Source organism: Candidatus Mikella endobia, assembly GCF_900048045.1.
Classification (GTDB): Bacteria; Pseudomonadota; Gammaproteobacteria; order Enterobacterales; family Enterobacteriaceae; genus Mikella; species Mikella endobia.
This window is the reverse complement of the sequence record NZ_LN999831.1, coordinates 215,683-233,706: the sequence shown is the minus strand read 5'-3', so window position 1 is coordinate 233,706 and position 18,024 is coordinate 215,683. Positions and strand designations below refer to the sequence as shown.

The following is an 18,024-nucleotide window of genomic DNA, read 5'->3' as shown; positions in this document are numbered from 1 at the left end:
ATTGAAAACTAGTTCTAGAATGGAAAATTCCTTTTACAAGTATTTATTCCTTTAGAATTGATATTAGCCGCGATACTAAATTTTTTCTAGAGAGTATTTCTTGTTTACCAGTAATTAAATCTTTTATTATAACTTGCAACGTCAAGGTCTCTTTTTCTCCTATAATTAGTGCGAGACGAGCATTTTGCTTATCAGCTATTGCTAGCTGTTTTTTAAAACTGCAAATTCCATAATGGGTCATCATCCGTAAGAACGGAAGTGCGTCTCGTAGCTGCTCAGCAAACTGCAGCGCCTCAATTTTTGCTTTATCTCCTACGATAACTAAGTAGGCATCAATACGAGGAGAAGTAGCAAAAGATGGATTAACTGTCTGCATTAGCAATACGAGTCGCTCTAACCCCATAGCAAATCCAACAGCTGGAGTAGCACGGCCACCTAACTGTTCTACTAAACTATCATAATGACCTCCGCCGCAAACAGTACTTTGAGAACCTATACAAGTAGTTACCCACTCAAAAACAGTATTGTTATAGTAATCAAGACCGCGAACTAAATGTGGATTAACTATATATGGAATGCCATTGAAATCTAAAATTTTACATAGACTATAAAAATGGAAGCGTGAATCCTCATCTAGGTAATCAGTTATAACTGGTGCATTTTTTAGAAGAGACTGTATATCTGAATTTTTAGTATCTAACACCCGCATCGGATTAGTGTAAATACGGCGACGGCAATCTTCGTTTAAATACTCTTTATTCTGAACTAAAAATGTTACTAACGCATTACGGTATCGAGTACGTGCCTCTAGAGAACCCAGAGAATTAATTTCTAACGATATTTGGTTGCTAATACCCAGCTCACGCCACCAGCGTGCTATGAGCAAAATAAGCTCAGCGTCAACGTCAGGACCTTCATGACCAAATACTTCTACTCCTATTTGGTAAAATTGTCTGTAGCGACCTTTCTGTGGCCGTTCATAGCGAAACATTGGGCCTAGATACCACAAACGTTGTTCCTGTTTATATATTAAACTGTGTTTAATACCAGCACGTACGCAACCAGCAGTACCTTCGGGACGTAAAGTAAGGTTGTCGCCGTTTCTATCAGCGAAACTATACATCTCTTTTTCAACTACATCAGTAACTTTACCAATAGCTCTCTGGAATAATAAAGTATGTTCAACGATTGGCAGACGTATTTCACTGTATCCATATCCATCTAGTACTTTTTTAATAGTGTTTTCAATGCTTTTCCAGAATACTATCTCTTTCGGCAAATAGTCTTTCATGCCCCGAATGGCTTCAATCTTATTTACCATAATAAATTTCACCTATATCATTCTTTACCATATTTTTGGTAAAGTCATTATTTTCGTACGGCATATTACTGTTGCTCTAGAGAAAAATATTTTTACCAAGTGCTAACGGAAAGAAAGCATCTATTTTTATAGATTTAATACCAATTATTGTCAATAATAGATATTATAAACAATGAATATAATATCAAAATATTAGTAATTATAATTACTGTATCTGGGCATAATAAATACTAATTTTTAACTTATAAAAATTCTGGAAACCGATATTTATTTTATTACCTTTATGCTTCTGGCTTGATACCTAGAAAACTTTTCTTCTTTTACGAAGAAAAGATTTCTACCTAGCAGTTTGGGATAAAATTATAAGCTGATTGTTTTTCGTTATAGATTGATGGATAGATTCACCAACGCTATTGTTGTTATTTCATTATTTGCATCAGCAACCAACGGTAGCTGAGTCGTGACGTACCTATGGGTAATTTTTTATTATTGATATTTATTTTTTGTCAACTATAAAATCCAAATAAATACCATTATCGAGATAATTACTCTTATCAAACTATATCCGCTTCCCCTATTAGAAACTGCACATTAATCCTATAGTTAGCTAGCTGGCAGCAATTATTGACGTAATTTATTATTGATAAAAATAAAATTAGCACGTATATGCAACAGCGCATAAAAGTAGAAAAAAAATTTTTATTTTTATGATTATTTTCTACTACTACAGTAGTAGATAATTTCATAAATAGCAGCTCATCCTGTTGGATTAATTATATAATCTAATAGCGTTCGTTTGCCCATGGTTTGTTATTTTTAATATTGAATAGATTTAATCTTAGCTTAGCTCCAAATTATTAGCACTTAGCTACCTATTTAGATGAAATAAGCTAGTAATTGATATTACTACAATATATTTTAGTTACTAAATCATATTATATAAAAATTCATTACAATTGAACTGCTATTGCTTGGTTAGTTTCTTCGAAGTTACCTTCTTAAGAGCTTCTGCCTTATTATCACAGCAAAATTAGTGCTCTGCTCTAACGCTAAAATTTCATTAACATATCTACTTAAATTTACATTTGGTACAGTCGTTTACTTTTCCTGCTAATTGTCCGCAAGCAGCATCAATATCATCTCCACGCGTTTTCCGTACAATAGTGGTAAATCCGTATCCCATAAGTATCTCTACGAAACTATTTATTCGCCTATTGGAACTACGAATATAAGGTGCTCCTGGAAAGTGGTTCCAGGGAATAAGGTTAATTTTACACAATGTGTTTTTTAAACATGCTGCTAGTTGATGTGCATGTTCGGGTCTGTCATTAATATGGTCAAGCATTACGTACTCTACTGTTAGACTTCTTTTATTTGCATGAGATTTTTCTAGATAGCTGCTAACTGCCGATAATAACATTTCAATATTATACTTACGATTAATTGGCATAATTTCATTGCGAATTTTATCATTTGGTGCATGTAATGAAATGGCTAATGCCACATCTATCATATTTCCTAATTTTTCTATTGCTGGTACTATGCCAGCAGTCGATAATGTTACATGACGCTTAGAGAGCCCAAAGCCTAAATTATCTAACATTATATCAATAGCCGGTACCACATTTTTAATATTTAGAAGCGGCTCACCCATACCCATCATAACAACATTGGTAATGGGACGTTGACTAGTAACTTTTGTGGCTCCTATGGTTTTTGCTGCTCGCCATACTTGACCAATAATTTCTGAAACACGCAAATTTCTGTTGAATCCCTGTTGCGCAGTAGAGCAAAAGGTACACTGCAGAGTACAGCCTATCTGAGAAGATACACATAATGTTGATCTGTTTTTTTCAGGAATGTAGACTGTCTCTATCTGTTGGTCTCCTATTTTAATGGCCCATTTTATAGTACCATCTACTGAACACTGTTCATCAATTATTTCTGGGGCACGTATTTCTGCTATTGATTTCAACTTAATACGTAAATACTTATTTATATCTGTCATTTGATCAAAATCATCGCAACAATAATGATATATCCATCTCATTATTTGATCAGCGCGAAAAGGTTTTTCTCCAATAGAAGCAAAAAAATAGCGTAGTTGCTGACGGTTCATATCAAGCAAATTTAATTTCTGTTGAGACGTACTCTTAGCTGACGTTGTCACTACCATATCTGAAATTTTAGAGTAATTTTGTTCATCTTTCATTTTTATATAAGATAGGATATTTTTTAATTGTTATATTATAGATTTAATCTCATAAACAACAACATAAAATATCTAAACTTGCAGAAGTTGATTGATTATAGAACTTTAAGCCTTTTTTTTACGAAGTTGCGAAACAGCAATTTTAGTCTGGTTGATAGCGTAATTTATTTCTTCATTAGTAGTAAATTTTCCTAAAGAAAAGCGGATAGAGCTATGAGCTAATTTCTCATCAAGTCCCATAGCACGTAAAACGTAAGATGGCTCAAGACGAGTAGAGGTACATGCAGATCCAGTAGATACAGCTAAATTTTTTAGTTTCATTATCAGCAATTCTCCATGAATATCACGAAAGCTTAAGTTAAGTATTGTTGCAATTCCTTTTTGTAGCTCACCATTAACTGATACACCATCAATTTGCTGCATCCCTTTCCACAATTGGTTTCGCAGTTCCTTTAAAAACAGCATGTTATTTTTCATTTCTTGCGCTGCTAGATAAGAAGCTTCTCCCATACCCACAATTTGATGTACCGGAAGAGTACCGGAGCGTATACCTAACTCCTGACCTCCACCGTGAATTTGTGCTTGTATACATACTTGCGGATCTCGACGCACAAACAAAGCACCAATACCCTTAGGTCCATATAATTTATGGGCACTAAATGACATTAGATCTACTGGTAGTGTAGTTAGATTAATAGGTAATTTACCTACGCTTTGAGTGGCGTCTACGTGATATAAAGCTCCATGAGAACGACACAATTCGCCGAATGCGGCGATATCTTGAATCATACCAGTTTCATTGTTTACATGCATTAATGACACTAGAATAGTATCATCACGGAACGCATTTTTTAACTGTTGAGAATAGATAATGCCATCTGCTGACGGCACAAGCCAAGTAACAATAAACCCTTCTTTCTCTAATTGCTTGCATGTATCAATAACTGCTTGATGTTCAGTTACTGCAGTAATAATATGGCGTCCTTTAACGTAATTCATATAAGCAACTCCTTTGATGGCTAGATTATCTGATTCTGTAGCTCCTGAAGTAAAAATAATTTCTCTTGGATCTGCCCCCACTAGAACTGCAACATAATTACGGGCAATATCTACAGCTTCTTCCGCTTGCCATCCATAACAGTGAAATCGCGAAGATGGATTCCCGAAACTTCCATCAAATGTCAGATATTGCATCATCTTATCTACTACCAGATTATCAACTGGCGTAGTAGAGGAGTAATCAAGATAAATCGGTAGTTTCATATTAACTCCTGATATTAATAACAACCTATACTCTAGCACTTAAATTATTAATAGAAATTAGTTTCTGCATAGTTATTAACAAAATAGATGTGTTACTTAACTGCTTGTTATTAATAATTGTAGTATTTAAGTTACTATATAACTTAGCTTATATAGTTTTTTAAAAAAAATTCAGCTATAATATTTTCTTTATTTAAGTAATTTTTTAATTATTTAATAATTTGTTGGACGATGTTTATGCATCCCATGCTCAACATTGCTATTAGAGCAGCACGAGTAGCAGGCAATTTAATTGCCAAATGTTATGAAATACCTGATAATAACTATGAAGTGAGTAAGAAAGACAATAATTACTTTGTAAAAAGTATCACTAAAAAAGCAGAATCTTTAATTGTAGAAATTATTCGTAAGTTTTATCCACATCATACGCTTCTTAGCGAAGAGCTAAGAGAGCTTTATTCTGGCAAAAACACTGACGTACAATGGATTATTACTCCATTGAGTGGTACCTATAACTTTATCAAGCGGTTTCCTCATTTTTCAGTTTCTATAGCAGTACGCATCAAAAACAATACAAAGATTGCAGTAATTTACGACCCGATACGTAATGAGCTGTTTACAGCGTCTAGTGGTAAAGGAACCCAACTTAACGGCTACCGTCTCCGAGGTAGTACTGCACGTAACTTAAATGGTACTATTTTAGTCACTGGTTTTCCTGTTAATCAAAAACACTCTATTAAGAATAGTTATATCATCTTAATGAAGAAATTATTCATTCAGTGTGCAGATTTACGTAGAACTGGCTCAACAGCACTAGATCTGGCCTATGTAGCCGCAGGAAGAGTAGATGGTTTTTTAGAGATGGGTCTCAAACCATGGGAGTTTACTGGAGGAGAACTATTAGTTCGTGAATCAGGAAATTTAATAACAGATTTTACCGGTGGTAATGATTACCTAGTTTCAGGAAATATCATAGCTGGCAATTCCAGTATTATAAAAGTCATCTTTAAGACAATGTCTAAAGACCTTATGCAATGTATTGAATAAAATATAATGTTACTGAAAATTTCAGAGAAAATATTTATCCGTATTTTTCATGTTAATTTTTTTAGTTAGCAATTATATTTTTTCTGTAAAAATACAGAATGGTCAAAAAATATTTTTATAATCTGAAATTAATTCTTGGGACCAGCTATGGTGTCAAAGCATATACTTACTAGCGAGTTATATTTATCATTTTTTACATGCCATACTACTAGAAATTCTTTTTTTAAAATAGCTAAAAGTATTCTCTTTAGTAAAAAAGATAATTTTTAAACAAAAATATTTAGTTAATTAAATTTTACAGAAACAGTTCTAGCAGTGAGTTAAGAAACCATTTACCTTTATTTGTTATTTGCCAGTGAGTATCGTTTTCTGTAATATAACCTAAAAGCAACGCTTGATTCAGTGCGGGACGTATTACCTTTTCATCTATTCCAGTAAATTCTGTGAATTCCAATCGAGGCATAACTTCTAATAATCTAAAACGGTTTAGAAAATATTCAAAAGGTAAATCATTAAGCGATACTTGATAAAGTTTAGCTACATAATTGCCTTGAATATAGCCACGCGGATGGTTTGTTTTTACTGTTCGCAATATTGTGCCATTAGGCTGAGATAATTTACCGTAGGCACCACAACCAATACCGATATAATCACCAAAACGCCAGTAATTGAGATTATGAGAGCATTGAAAACCTTCCTTAGCATATGAAGATATTTCATACTGGCGATAGCCAGCAGCATTTATCATACGAATTCCATGCTGATAAATATCCCATATCGTATCATCATCTGGTAATACAGGCGGTCGTGATCCAAAAAACGTATTGGGTTCAATAGTTAATTCATACCAGGAAAGATGCTGAGGCTCTAATGCTATAACCTTAGATAGATCATCAAGAGCACCTGAAAGGGACTGATACGGCAGACTGTGCATTAGATCAATATTAAAACTGCAAATACCAAGTGAAGCTACTAACTGTGCTGCAGTATGGGCATCTTTTGCGCTGTGAATGCGTCCCAGGCAAGAAAGATTTTCCTGTTTTAAGCTTTGTAATCCAATGGAAATACGATTAATACCTGCTTCTTTATAACCTACTAATTTATCTGTATCGATAGTACCAGGATTTACTTCAATGGTTATCTCTGCGTTGGGTATTAGCGTCAATCGTTTGCTGATACCACTAATTAGTGATTGTATGGCTTTAGCAGAAAATAAGCTAGGAGTACCTCCACCTATAAATATTGTATTAACAGTACGTCCAGAAATTAACCTGATATCATTATCTAAATCTGCTAATAAATGTTGTAAATATTTTTTATATGGTATTGCTTCTTTTAACTCATGAGAGTTGAAATCGCAATAAAAACACTTTTGTACACACCAAGGAATATGTAGGTAAAGGCTAAGTGGTGGCAAATTAAAATTATGCACGATATCTGAAGCTCAACAAAATAAAATAACACCTTTATAACGTCTAGTTTTTTGAATAATTTAATAATTACGAATTACTATAGGCGGCTAGTCGCTAAGATAAAAAAATGGAGTACATAGATAGTACTTTATTTTTTAAATAAAATTGTAATTACAAACGATACCAAAGTTCTGGAAACAATTCTGCACTCAAATAATTTAAAAAATAGAGGATTACAAGAACAATCATCGCTGAAAAATCAATGCCACTGATAGCTGGTAGCAGAAAACTGCGAATAGGATGCATTAATAATTCACTCAATTTATAAAGTATAACATCCATTGGACTATATTTATAGCTGATCCAACTAAGTAGTGTTCGTATGAACACTATCCAGAAAACTAATTCCCCTGCTATTTTCAGCAATGCTAATAAACCCACCAGAAAATAAATATTATGGTAAATAAAAACATGCATATCAATAAGCGTTAATAGTGGTAATTTAATCATTGCCAAAATAAATGCTACTATCAGCGAGGCACTATCCAACTTTCCTAAAAAGGGAAAAATTCTATGTAAACTCCCGATGACCGGTTGAGTAAATTTGGAAATTAATTGCGAAAATGGATTATAAAAATCGCAGTATGTCAATTGCATCCAAAAACGCAGCAACATCATCATAATATAAATATTAATTAGTGTTTTAATCACAAACATTATCAGCATAAAAAGTAAATATCCTTTGAGCAGAAAAATGCTTTAAGTAAAATATAGTATAACTTCATAAATGTATGGCTCCAGCTCTGGAAATTTAAAATTCTCGTATAAAATTATCTACGCTGATAGTTCGAGCCAACTTTCTAATATAATAACTGCAGAACTAGCGTCTACCTGTCCCTTATCTAGCGCGCGGTAACCACCTAAATTAAATAATTGATTACGTGCTTCTACAGTACTAAGACGTTCATCATGCAATACTACATAAATACTAAAAAAACTGTGTAGCAAATTTGCGAATTTATGCGCCTTAGCAGTCAGTTGCTGATGGCTGCCATCCATATTTAGCGGGAATCCTACTACCACTGTAGAAGGATTCCACTCGTTGAGCAATTTTTCAATATATTTCCAGTTAGGCACACCATCGCGTGCCTTAAAAGACATTAGCGGTTGGGCAGTACAAGTTATATGCTGACCAACCGCAACTCCGATGCTTCGAGTACCAAAATCAAAAGCTATGATGCAGCCGTCAATAGCCATTATGCATGACCAATATGAGTAGTAATACTATAAATATCAATTCCCATAATTTTAGCTGCTTCGCTCCAGCGAGTTTCTATAGGAGTATGGAATAATATTTCCGTGTCAGCTGGGGTAGTAAGCCAAGCATTTTCCAATAACTCTCTTTCAAGCTGTCCTTGATCCCAACCAGAATATCCAAGTGCCACTAACAAATCTTCTGGTTGTTTAGCGGTACCAAGCGTCTCTAGTACGTCTTTCGACGTGGTGATCATAGTTTGCTGAGATATCTCAATACTTGAGCAGAAACCATCTTGGGGCGTGTGTAGGATAAAACCTCGATCATCTGCTAGAGGTCCTCCGGATAAGACTGGATTGTCTAGTAAAATAGACATATCTCTATCAGAAGAGATCATTTTCAGTTTATATAGTACGTTTTCAATAGTAAATTGCTCTATAGGCTTATTGATAACGATGCCCATAGCACCGTTATTATTATGTTCACAAATATAGACTACAGAACGCTTAAATAATGGATCCTGTAGTGAAGGCATTGCGATAAGAAAATGATTCTGTAAGTTCATATTTTTCAAATCAAATTATATTTTTAATATACTAAAAAATTAACGGCATTTTATATGCCAGTAAATTACTAAATATATATAAATTATACTTGTAATTAATGTCAATTAATAAATTTTGCTTGTGTGAAATAAATTTTTTATATTAAAGTTATCATTAATGGTTACATTTTTAGATAATATTATCATTCTTAATTTAATTTTTTTAAGAAAATTTTTAACTACTCAAATATATACTAATTGTTGCTTAACATAGGTTACTAATAACTAATCTTAGTGCTATGTGCTATTGCACAGATTTACTTAGTAAAGTTACTTTTACAGTAAATATAAATTAAATTTAATTGGAAAATTTTCAATGATATTATATTGCTACAATTTATTACAATGTAAAATTATAATTTTTTTACCCAAACTAGAGTCTTAAATATTAAAACTGTTTAATTAATAATTGTCAATCATCCTTAAATATATCACTTATGATTTCATCTGCTAAGACTATCCCTCTCCCTATCATTGGAATTTCAGCATTCTAAAGCCTGTATAGTATAATACTAATGGGTAAAATTATTTGTTTCAATGAAACTTAGAAAGTTTCGTTTAATTATATATAAAAAGCAAGCATACTCTTCTTCCAAAATTTTAACTGGCAGTTGAAGAATATTATATTCATACTGAAGCTTAAGAACATCTATATTTGTTGCTTATTTATTAAGTAATGTAATGACTGTTTAAAAATAAAACATTTAGCTAAAGCATCTAGTAAAATTAAATGGTACATAAATATTGCTAACAAATGTGCTTGTTGTTTGTTATGCTTGTGTAATTTATAATTAAACAGTAAAATATACACAATACTAGTGTTGTGTGTATAGAAGTAATTGGATCAATAATCTCTCGTAAGGTAGAGTAGTTATATAATTTTTTATGTGGTATATTGTTACTAGAAAGATCTAACGTTATGTTAGATAGTAACTTAATTGGGAATTGATAAAAAGAATCCTATGGAGAAAAATATGATAGATAAAATTCTTTATCTAAGTGATAGTAGCTTCAAAAAGGACATTTTACAATCCAAGGGAACATTTTTAGTATATTTTTGGGCTGAATGGTGTAGTCATTGTAAAATAATTGCGCCAATTTTAGCAGAAATTGCTGATGAATTAGATAACCAATTAACTATTGCTAAACTAGACATTGAGAAGAATCCTCTTACTGCACCAAAATATGGAATACGCAGTATTCCTACCTTGTTGCTATTTCGTAATGGTAAAACAATAGCAACCAGAGTTGGATCTTTGTCTAAAAAACAATTAAAAAATTTTATTGAATCAAATATATAAAATTTAATTACCTTAAAAGCCTAGTATTCATAACATTTTTTCATATTTAACGTTATAAATGATGATAATTTATATTTTATCTTTATTGGCTTAATTTATATAAGAAACAAACAATAATATGAATAACTAAAAAATTAGGTAAACAGTAGAATTCAAATAAATATAATTTTTAAAAGTAATCTTAGTTTTCTTCTAAAAATTCTACTTTATTTATTTTAGGAATGTTAAATTCCATATACAGACATTGTCTTATCCTACTATATAATTTACACAATTAGTTCCCAAATTATACTATAGTTGAAGAACCCACCATTATGAATCTTACCGAATTAAAAAATACGCCCGTTTCAGATTTAGTTGCACTAGGCGAGAACATGGGGCTAGAAAACTTAGCTCGCATGCATAAACAAGATATTATCTTCGCTATACTCAAGCAGCATGCAAAAAGTGGTGAGGATATTTTCGGCGATGGGATACTGGAAATTTTACAAGATGGATTTGGTTTTCTCAGATCTAGTGATAGTTCATACCTTGCTGGACCTGATGATATCTACGTCTCTCCTAGCCAGATACGTCGTTTCAACTTGCGCACTGGTGACACTATTTCTGGTAAAATTCGCCCTCCTAAAGATGGAGAACGTTACTTTGCACTATTGAAGGTTAATGAAGTTAACTATGATAAGCCGGAAAATTCCCGTAACAAAATTTTGTTTGAAAATTTAACACCATTGCATGCAAATTCACGGTTGCGTATGGAGCGAGGCAATGGATCTACAGAAGATTTAACTGCACGTATTCTCGACCTAGCTTCTCCTATAGGTCGCGGCCAGCGGGGACTAATAGTAGCACCACCAAAAGCAGGTAAAACTATGCTTCTGCAAAATATAGCTCAAAGCATAAACTATAATCATTATGATTGTGTTCTCATAGTATTATTGATTGACGAACGTCCAGAAGAAGTTACAGAGATGCAACGTCTGGTAAAAGGAGAAGTTATTGCTTCAACATTTGACGAGCCAGCTTCACGTCATGTGCAAGTAGCGGAAATGGTAATAGAAAAAGCTAAAAGATTAGTTGAACATAAAAAAGATGTTATAGTTTTACTAGATTCTATTACTAGACTAGCACGTGCCTATAATACTGTAGTACCAGCTTCAGGAAAAGTATTAACTGGAGGTGTAGACGCTAATGCATTGCACCGTCCCAAACGTTTTTTTGGTGCAGCACGTAATATGGAAGAAGGAGGCAGCCTAACAATTATCGCTACTGCTCTTATCGACACTGGATCAAAAATGGATGAAGTTATTTATGAAGAGTTTAAAGGAACTGGCAACATGGAACTACATCTATCACGAAAAATAGCAGAGAAACGTGATTTTCCTGCGATCGATTACAATCGCTCTGGCACTCGTAAAGAAGAATTACTCACAACTAAAGAAGAATTGCAAAAAATGTGGATATTACGTAAAATTCTTCATCCTATGAGTGAAATCGATGCCATGGAGTTTCTTATAAAGAAGTTAGCGATGACTAAAACTAACGATGAATTTTTTGATATGATGAAACGTTCATAATTTTATATTTAACAATACCATGTACTCTATTTTAGAAAATTGGCATAATTAAGCAGCATCTGATATAGAAGAATGATATTCTAAAAATAGTTACTTCTAAAATTTAAAAAATACTAGACAGTCAGCGCTTAAATACGTATTATTTAATAATTTATAGCAATTGGATGCGCCGCGCCCGTAGCTCAGTTGGATAGAGCGCTGCTCTCCGGAGGCAGAGGTCTCAGGTTCAAATCCTGTCGGGCGTACCAATAGATCAATCTTTCTTTAAAGAAACAGTGGTGACTGTAGCTCAGTTGGTAGAGCCCTGGATTGTGATTCCAGTTGTCGTGGGTTCAAGTCCCATCAGTCACCCAATTATTATATTAGTATGCGAAGATGGCGAAATTGGTAGACGCACTAGCTTCAGGTGTTAGTGTCTTATATAGACATGAGGGTTCAAATCCCTCTCTTCGCACCAGACAATATTTTTCGGCGAGTAGCGCAGCTTGGTAGCGCAACTGGTTTGGGATCAGTAGGTCAGAGGTTCAAATCCTCTCTCGCCGACCATTAAGTTAAAAGCTTTAAACATCTTACTAAGATTTATTTTTCTGGAACAATAACTACAGTTAATGGGGTAAAAATTTCATCATGTATATGTATCATGACTTCGTAGTTGCCAACGTAGCGGAGGATACCATTCGGCAAACGTATATCTTTTTTAGCTATTTTAATACCTACATAATTACTAATTGCATTAGCAATATCGCGAGTACCAATAGAACCGAATAATTTACCTTCCTTACCTACTTTAGATAAAATAGTAATACTATTAAGTTTTTTTATTTTTATCAGACGCTCTTCATCTGCAGCTCTAAGAACTGTCATTTTAGCTTCAAATTCAGTACGACGGGCTTCAAAGTATTCTAAATTCTTTTTTGTTGCTGGTACGGCTTTTCCTTTAGGGATTAGATAGTTACGAGCATAACCTGTTTTAACTTTAACTTGGTCACCTAACCCCCCTAGGGTAGTGACCTTAACAAGAAGAATAACTTGCATTGCTTTATTTTCTCTAACAATTAGTGGTGGGAAAAAAGTAATAATTACTGATGACAATCAGTATACGGTAAGAGAGCAAGATAGCGTGCACGCTTTATCGCACGAGCTAACTGACGTTGATATTTAGCACGAGTTCCAGTTATTCTGCTAGGAACAATTTTACTACTTTCTGTAATATAATTTTTTAGTATAGAGATGTCTTTGTAATCTATATCAATAATTCCCTCCGCTGTGAACCGGCAGAATTTACTGCGACGAAAATAACGTGTCATAGAGCTATTCTCCATAATTTATGAAATCAATTTGTTCAGCAGAGCAATACTATGTTACTGATGTTATTATCTATTTTATGGCAACTGATAAAACAATTTACAGTAACGCACTAACTGATGTGAACTAATGTATGTTTTTTTATTGGCTACTTCAGCACTTTACGTAATAATCCCGTTTTATGCAGCAAAGTGCTCAATTATAAACTGAAAATAAGAAATAAAGAATACCTAATAGACTCTGGCACAGTTCCAGAGAGCATTCATTAAAAGTTAGCCTTTATCATAAATATTTCACTATTCATAATCTAAAGTATCAGAATTTGCATTTACTTCATTAAAATCTTCACGACGATCGCGGCGTTCATCTTTAGCTTTAAACATCGGAGAAGCTTCAGTTATCGGTTGCTTAACACGTATAATTATACTTCGTATAACTATATCATTCAAGTCCAAAATTTTTTCTAGCTTCTCGATTACTTTCTGCGGGGCTTCTATATTTAAAAGAACATAGTATGCTTTATGCAGTTTATTAATAGGGTAAGCTAGCTGACGGCGTCCCCAATCTTCTAGACGATAGATATGGCCTTTAGCACTAGTAATAAGAGAGCTATAGTTTTCTATCATATTTGCAATCTGTTCACTATGGTCAGGATGAACCATAAAAATTATTTCATAATGACGCATAAAAATGGCTCCTTACGTATTATTATTTAGTTTCCTATCAAAGAAACTAATCCAAGCCTAGAGAAGTAAGGAACGTAATAAATAGTACGAAAATTGTACTTATACTGACAACTAAATACAATAACTACGACATATTATTTGCATTAAGCATATCATTATTATAAGACAACTATAGATACGAACGAATCATACTTTCACATAGGTTTTTTTTCATTAATTTTATATTGTATCTTCTAAAAATTTAAATTACTGATATCAGTTCATACTGTATTTTTTTAATTTGTTACGCAAAGTACCGCGATTAATACCCATTATTTGGGATGCACGTGTTTGATTTCCACGAGTATATTGCATGACTATATCCAATAGAGGCTGTTCTACTTCGGATAACAACAGTTCATAAAGATCGTTGACCACTTGACCATTTAATTGAAAAAAATAATTTCTTAATGCTTTTTTTACTGAATCACGCAATGGTTTTTGTATTACTTGATTTTTAGAATTAACGGTGGAAATAGTTAGTACTTTAGAATTTAGACGTGGTTCAAACATATTTTTCTGCTCTCTTTTTATCATTGGCAAATAATGTATCTAATATGTCTCTAAATTGCTTTCATCCGTTATCTGGCATTAATTTTAGCTAAAATACTTTTCTTTAACTGTAAAAAAGCATCAGCATAAAAATTAAATATCAATAAAATAATATGTATGTATAATAACATATTTTTTAAAATAGAGCAATTTATGTAATTTTACATCTCTACCGATCCTTGTCAGATAACTTGACAAGGAAAAGTTTCTAGTCCGCCTAGTAAGTAAATTGATTAATTTATTTATGCCTCTGCAACCATAAGTTGCAGAGTTTTTATTTAAATTTAATTTCATGAAATTAATTGAAACAATTTATCTTTTCTTAAGTAATTCCCGCATTAGTACTATCTTGCTAAATTAGTCATTCATGATTGTCAATATCTATATTTGTTTGAATATTCTAAGTTCGGGAAGTACGTTTTTCATACTTACCATAACTAAAATCTGTTATACTTTTAACTGACAGTGTCGGTCCTGTATCATCTGCAGCGTACGTATATTTTATATTACGATATGTCGTTGAATTGCGATAGTTACCCCCAGTGGCATGGCATGCATGCAGAATACGCTAAGTAATTTCACCGCTATGAGTAACTTTTATCTAGTAATGGTTGGGCTTTTATCATATTTTACCCAGACAACTAGGATGATATTTGGTTCCTTATTATCATAGTTTCAATACGACAACGTCCTTCCAGTATACAATACAACGTGATTATTTATCTGACTGTTTCTTCTGCAACAGAAGTTACTTTGATATGACTTACTTATTTTTTAATAAGTTCAATTCATTTTTTAATTTTACGAATGTCCATGATTTTGGGGCTCCATACTAGGGGATGTGGACAGATACTTTATTGCTGTCTGTAAAGCAAAATGATAACCATCAGCGCCAAGGCCGCATATTACTCCAACAGCAATATCTGAAAAATAAGAATGATAACGGAAAGGTTCCCGTGCATGCACATTTGAGAGATGAATCTCAATAAATGGTATAGTTACGGCTAATAATGCATCTCGTATAGCGATGCTAGTATGAGTAAATGCTGCAGGGTTTATTACTATAAAATCAGTATTCAATCTCTCTTGATGGATATAGTCAATTAGAGCATGTTCCGCATTAGATTGAAAATGGCTAATTTTTACACCTAATCTACCAGCCAAAGTATTTAAATCCGATATTATCTCCGTCAGATTGATATGACCATACTTATTTGGCTCGCGGATACCAAGTAAATTTAGGTTCGGTCCATTTAGAAAATGAATATGAAACTTATTAGTTATTATGCAATGATCTTCCTTCAATTTATATGTGACCTCATAGAAAATAATTAATTCTTAATTAGTTGTCATTTATTGCTTATATTTTAGTAAATATTTGCTAAGTCATTAACTATAATAATTAAAGAACTTTAAATAGTAAATTAATAGTAGTATCTCAAAATTTTTTTAAAAATTTGTAATTTAATAAATTAACGAAACTGATTGCTATAAAAACTTTAAAAATTTATCTATCATTCTCACTAAGTTTCTTATTATAACATAAACATACATATCTCTATCATAAATATCAATCGTACGTAGGTAGCAATATTGTGGAATTTTCTGAGCAAGCAGACTACTGGACGCCAGTACTGCTAGCTACCTTTTACTAGAGAAGTAAATATTTTTAATTTTAAAATTACTATAGCGTTACTGGTAAATTTCCGAGGCATCAATAGATAACCTAGATCTAAGTTGCTGTTATTTACCTAATGAAGTAAGATTTCATGGGACAACAACTACATTAACCAATAATACAATTATATTATCTAATTAAAATTAGTGCTAACTATTCATTTATACTCAAGATATTATTAAATTAAAATAACTTATAATCCCATGTTACTATAACTATAAAAATTACTAAATATATTATTTATCTGGTTTGTTATTTATTGGACAATAAATTTTCACGTTATTAAAACCTTGCTCATGTAAATACATAGCTTGCAGACGACTCATAAATCCACTATTACAATATAATAAATATGATTTATTTTGATCTAGTTTACTAAATTGACTGTTTAGTTTATAGAACGGTATGGTCTGTACCTGAATATTATTTAAAATTAATGGACTTAATTCTTGTTCATCTAAGAAACGAATATCTAACACAATATCTTCTTTACCTAATTCAGCGATAGTTTCAACTTCGTTAAAGTTATTGGGGAGAGTGTTCTTGTTAAGAAGAATATCTCTGATATTTAGTACTTGCGCTTTAGTTATCGCATTATACAATATTTCTAAATTTAATTTTTTTTCTTCTTGTTCTAGATAGTTTTTTACAGCCCGTACTGTTGGCTTTTTAGAAAGGATACCACAAAATTCAGGCATCTGAATCGCATATTCTTCTGTACCAATCTGTTTCGCTATTTTTATAATATGTTCTTTATCATGAGATATTAAAGGACGTAATATAAGAATATTAGAAACATTATCTATTAAGCGCATGTTAGTGAGAGTTTGGCTAGAAACTTGTCCCATAGATTCGCCCATTACTAGTGCTTGAATACCGTATCGTTCCGCGATAGAGGATGCTGCGCGTATCATCATACGTTTTAGCACTATCCCCATTTGATGACAATTTACTTTCGTCAGAATTTCATTCACTATCGATGCAAAATTTATAGATATGAAGCGTACTTTATGTGATAATCCAAAGCGATACCATAAATGATAAGCTGTTTGACGTACTCCTATTTCTGGAATATTACCTCCAAGATTAAAAAAACAATAATTTACCTTGCAACCGCGACGCATCATCATATAGCTTGAAACACCAGAATCGAATCCTCCAGAAATGAGCGATAGCACATTTTCTTGAGTACCTATAGGAAAACCTCCTAATCCTTCAAAACGTTCCGCTATAAACAGTAGTCGATTGTTATTTATTTCCAGTAGTATCTGTTTATCTGGATTTTTGAGTTTAATTTCCGTGTTATGAATATTTTTACTTAAATAACTGCCTATATAGCGTTCTACATCTTGAGATGTAAAATATTGAGTACCACGCCGTTTCACCCGCACGCAAAAACTTTTACCAATAAGTAGATTACTATATCTTTTCAAAGTTTGTAAATAAATATCATGTATATTTTTCCAAGTGCTTTCTTCTACTATTTCTACGTGATGAATACCAGGAATCTTATTCAAGATACTAGTCACCTGTGTGCGATCTTGTTTATTTTTTATGCATACTTCTATACGATCCCAATAACGAACTACAGCTACAGATTTATAGTAATTTTTAAGAATATTGCGGATATTACTTGTAAGTATTTTTATAAAATGCAATCTTACAGATTTACTTTTTATCATTATTTCAGGAAACAGTTTAATAATAAATTTCATATGGAGAACTATTAATTTAGTTTAGTATTTATTACCCAAAGCGCTTAAAAGCTAATCCCA

Annotated in this window: 16 protein-coding genes and 4 tRNA genes; 7 read left to right on the top strand and 13 right to left on the bottom strand. The window is 32.5% G+C overall.

The genetic code is table 11. The features are described 5' to 3' along the window. Positions 1 to 43: 43 nt before the first annotated feature. From hisS to A4A67_RS01135, 3 genes are all read right to left on the bottom strand, one after another. Positions 44 to 1,321, bottom strand: coding sequence for a histidine--tRNA ligase (gene hisS, locus A4A67_RS01150; RefSeq protein ID WP_067569433.1), 1,278 nt, complete (start codon positions 1,319 to 1,321; stop codon positions 44 to 46). Between the two features lie 1,069 nt (positions 1,322 to 2,390). Further along, positions 2,391 to 3,497, bottom strand: coding sequence for a bifunctional tRNA (adenosine(37)-C2)-methyltransferase TrmG/ribosomal RNA large subunit methyltransferase RlmN (locus tag A4A67_RS01140; protein WP_102134973.1), 1,107 nt, complete (start codon positions 3,495 to 3,497; stop codon positions 2,391 to 2,393). A gap of 141 nt (positions 3,498 to 3,638) precedes the next feature. Next, positions 3,639 to 4,796 carry an IscS subfamily cysteine desulfurase gene (locus A4A67_RS01135; RefSeq protein ID WP_067569427.1) on the bottom strand — a complete coding sequence of 386 codons (1,158 nt, stop codon included), beginning with the start codon at positions 4,794 to 4,796 and terminating at the stop codon, positions 3,639 to 3,641. A 237-nt stretch (positions 4,797 to 5,033) separates the two neighbouring features. Here A4A67_RS01135 and suhB point away from each other — a divergent pair, with 237 nt between their 5' ends. Beyond that, positions 5,034 to 5,843: an inositol-1-monophosphatase gene (suhB, locus tag A4A67_RS01130; RefSeq protein ID WP_067569662.1), complete on the top strand. Its 810-nt coding sequence runs from the start codon at positions 5,034 to 5,036 to the stop codon at positions 5,841 to 5,843. Between the two features lie 295 nt (positions 5,844 to 6,138). Here the strand turns inward: suhB and hemW are convergent, their stop codons facing one another. From hemW to A4A67_RS01110, 4 genes are all read right to left on the bottom strand, one after another. Then, entirely contained in the window at positions 6,139 to 7,275 is a 1,137-nt protein-coding gene (gene hemW, locus A4A67_RS01125) for a radical SAM family heme chaperone HemW (protein WP_067569426.1), read from the bottom strand. Positions 7,276 to 7,426: 151 nt separating this feature from the next. Beyond that, a complete protein-coding gene (locus A4A67_RS01120) occupies positions 7,427 to 7,981 on the bottom strand; it encodes a YggT family protein (RefSeq protein ID WP_067569423.1) in 555 nt (184 codons plus the stop codon). Between the two features lie 108 nt (positions 7,982 to 8,089). Then, positions 8,090 to 8,512 (bottom strand): Holliday junction resolvase RuvX, encoded by a 423-nt coding sequence (gene ruvX, locus A4A67_RS01115; RefSeq protein ID WP_067569420.1) that lies wholly within the window; start codon positions 8,510 to 8,512, stop codon positions 8,090 to 8,092. After that, entirely contained in the window at positions 8,512 to 9,075 is a 564-nt protein-coding gene (locus tag A4A67_RS01110; RefSeq protein ID WP_067569417.1) for a YqgE/AlgH family protein, read from the bottom strand. Before A4A67_RS01110 ends, ruvX begins: the two co-directional genes overlap by 1 nt. Before the next feature lie 1,013 nt (positions 9,076 to 10,088). Between A4A67_RS01110 and trxA the strand changes: the two genes are divergently transcribed. From trxA to A4A67_RS01080, 6 genes are all read left to right on the top strand, one after another. Then, positions 10,089 to 10,415 (top strand): thioredoxin TrxA, encoded by a 327-nt coding sequence (trxA, locus tag A4A67_RS01105; RefSeq protein ID WP_067569659.1) that lies wholly within the window; start codon positions 10,089 to 10,091, stop codon positions 10,413 to 10,415. Between the two features lie 314 nt (positions 10,416 to 10,729). Beyond that, a complete protein-coding gene (rho, locus tag A4A67_RS01100) occupies positions 10,730 to 11,989 on the top strand; it encodes a transcription termination factor Rho (protein ID WP_067569414.1) in 1,260 nt (419 codons plus the stop codon). 171 nt (positions 11,990 to 12,160) lie between these two features. Further along, positions 12,161 to 12,237 (top strand) — tRNA-Arg (locus tag A4A67_RS01095). A gap of 30 nt (positions 12,238 to 12,267) precedes the next feature. After that, positions 12,268 to 12,340: transfer RNA gene (locus tag A4A67_RS01090), tRNA-His, on the top strand. 18 nt (positions 12,341 to 12,358) lie between these two features. After that, positions 12,359 to 12,446, top strand: a tRNA-Leu gene (locus tag A4A67_RS01085). Between the two features lie 12 nt (positions 12,447 to 12,458). Then, positions 12,459 to 12,535, top strand: a tRNA-Pro gene (locus A4A67_RS01080). A gap of 33 nt (positions 12,536 to 12,568) precedes the next feature. On the opposite strand, the gene rplI is transcribed toward A4A67_RS01080, so the two are convergent. From rplI to thiI, 6 genes are all read right to left on the bottom strand, one after another. Next, positions 12,569 to 13,024, bottom strand: a complete 456-nt coding sequence (rplI, locus tag A4A67_RS01075; protein WP_067569411.1) for a 50S ribosomal protein L9 — start codon at positions 13,022 to 13,024, stop codon at positions 12,569 to 12,571. Between the two features lie 44 nt (positions 13,025 to 13,068). Then, entirely contained in the window at positions 13,069 to 13,296 is a 228-nt protein-coding gene (gene rpsR, locus A4A67_RS01070; RefSeq protein ID WP_067569408.1) for a 30S ribosomal protein S18, read from the bottom strand. Between the two features lie 294 nt (positions 13,297 to 13,590). Further along, positions 13,591 to 13,980, bottom strand: coding sequence for a 30S ribosomal protein S6 (rpsF, locus tag A4A67_RS01065; protein WP_067569405.1), 390 nt, complete (start codon positions 13,978 to 13,980; stop codon positions 13,591 to 13,593). Between the two features lie 255 nt (positions 13,981 to 14,235). Then, complete coding sequence (gene fis, locus A4A67_RS01060) at positions 14,236 to 14,532, bottom strand: DNA-binding transcriptional regulator Fis (RefSeq protein ID WP_067569656.1); 297 nt, start codon at positions 14,530 to 14,532, stop codon at positions 14,236 to 14,238. 840 nt (positions 14,533 to 15,372) lie between these two features. Continuing rightward, complete coding sequence (gene aroQ / locus A4A67_RS01055) at positions 15,373 to 15,855, bottom strand: type II 3-dehydroquinate dehydratase (RefSeq protein ID WP_067569653.1); 483 nt, start codon at positions 15,853 to 15,855, stop codon at positions 15,373 to 15,375. Between the two features lie 630 nt (positions 15,856 to 16,485). Next, positions 16,486 to 17,964, bottom strand: a complete 1,479-nt coding sequence (thiI, locus tag A4A67_RS01050) for a tRNA uracil 4-sulfurtransferase ThiI (RefSeq protein WP_067569402.1) — start codon at positions 17,962 to 17,964, stop codon at positions 16,486 to 16,488. Positions 17,965 to 18,024: the final 60 nt, after the last annotated feature.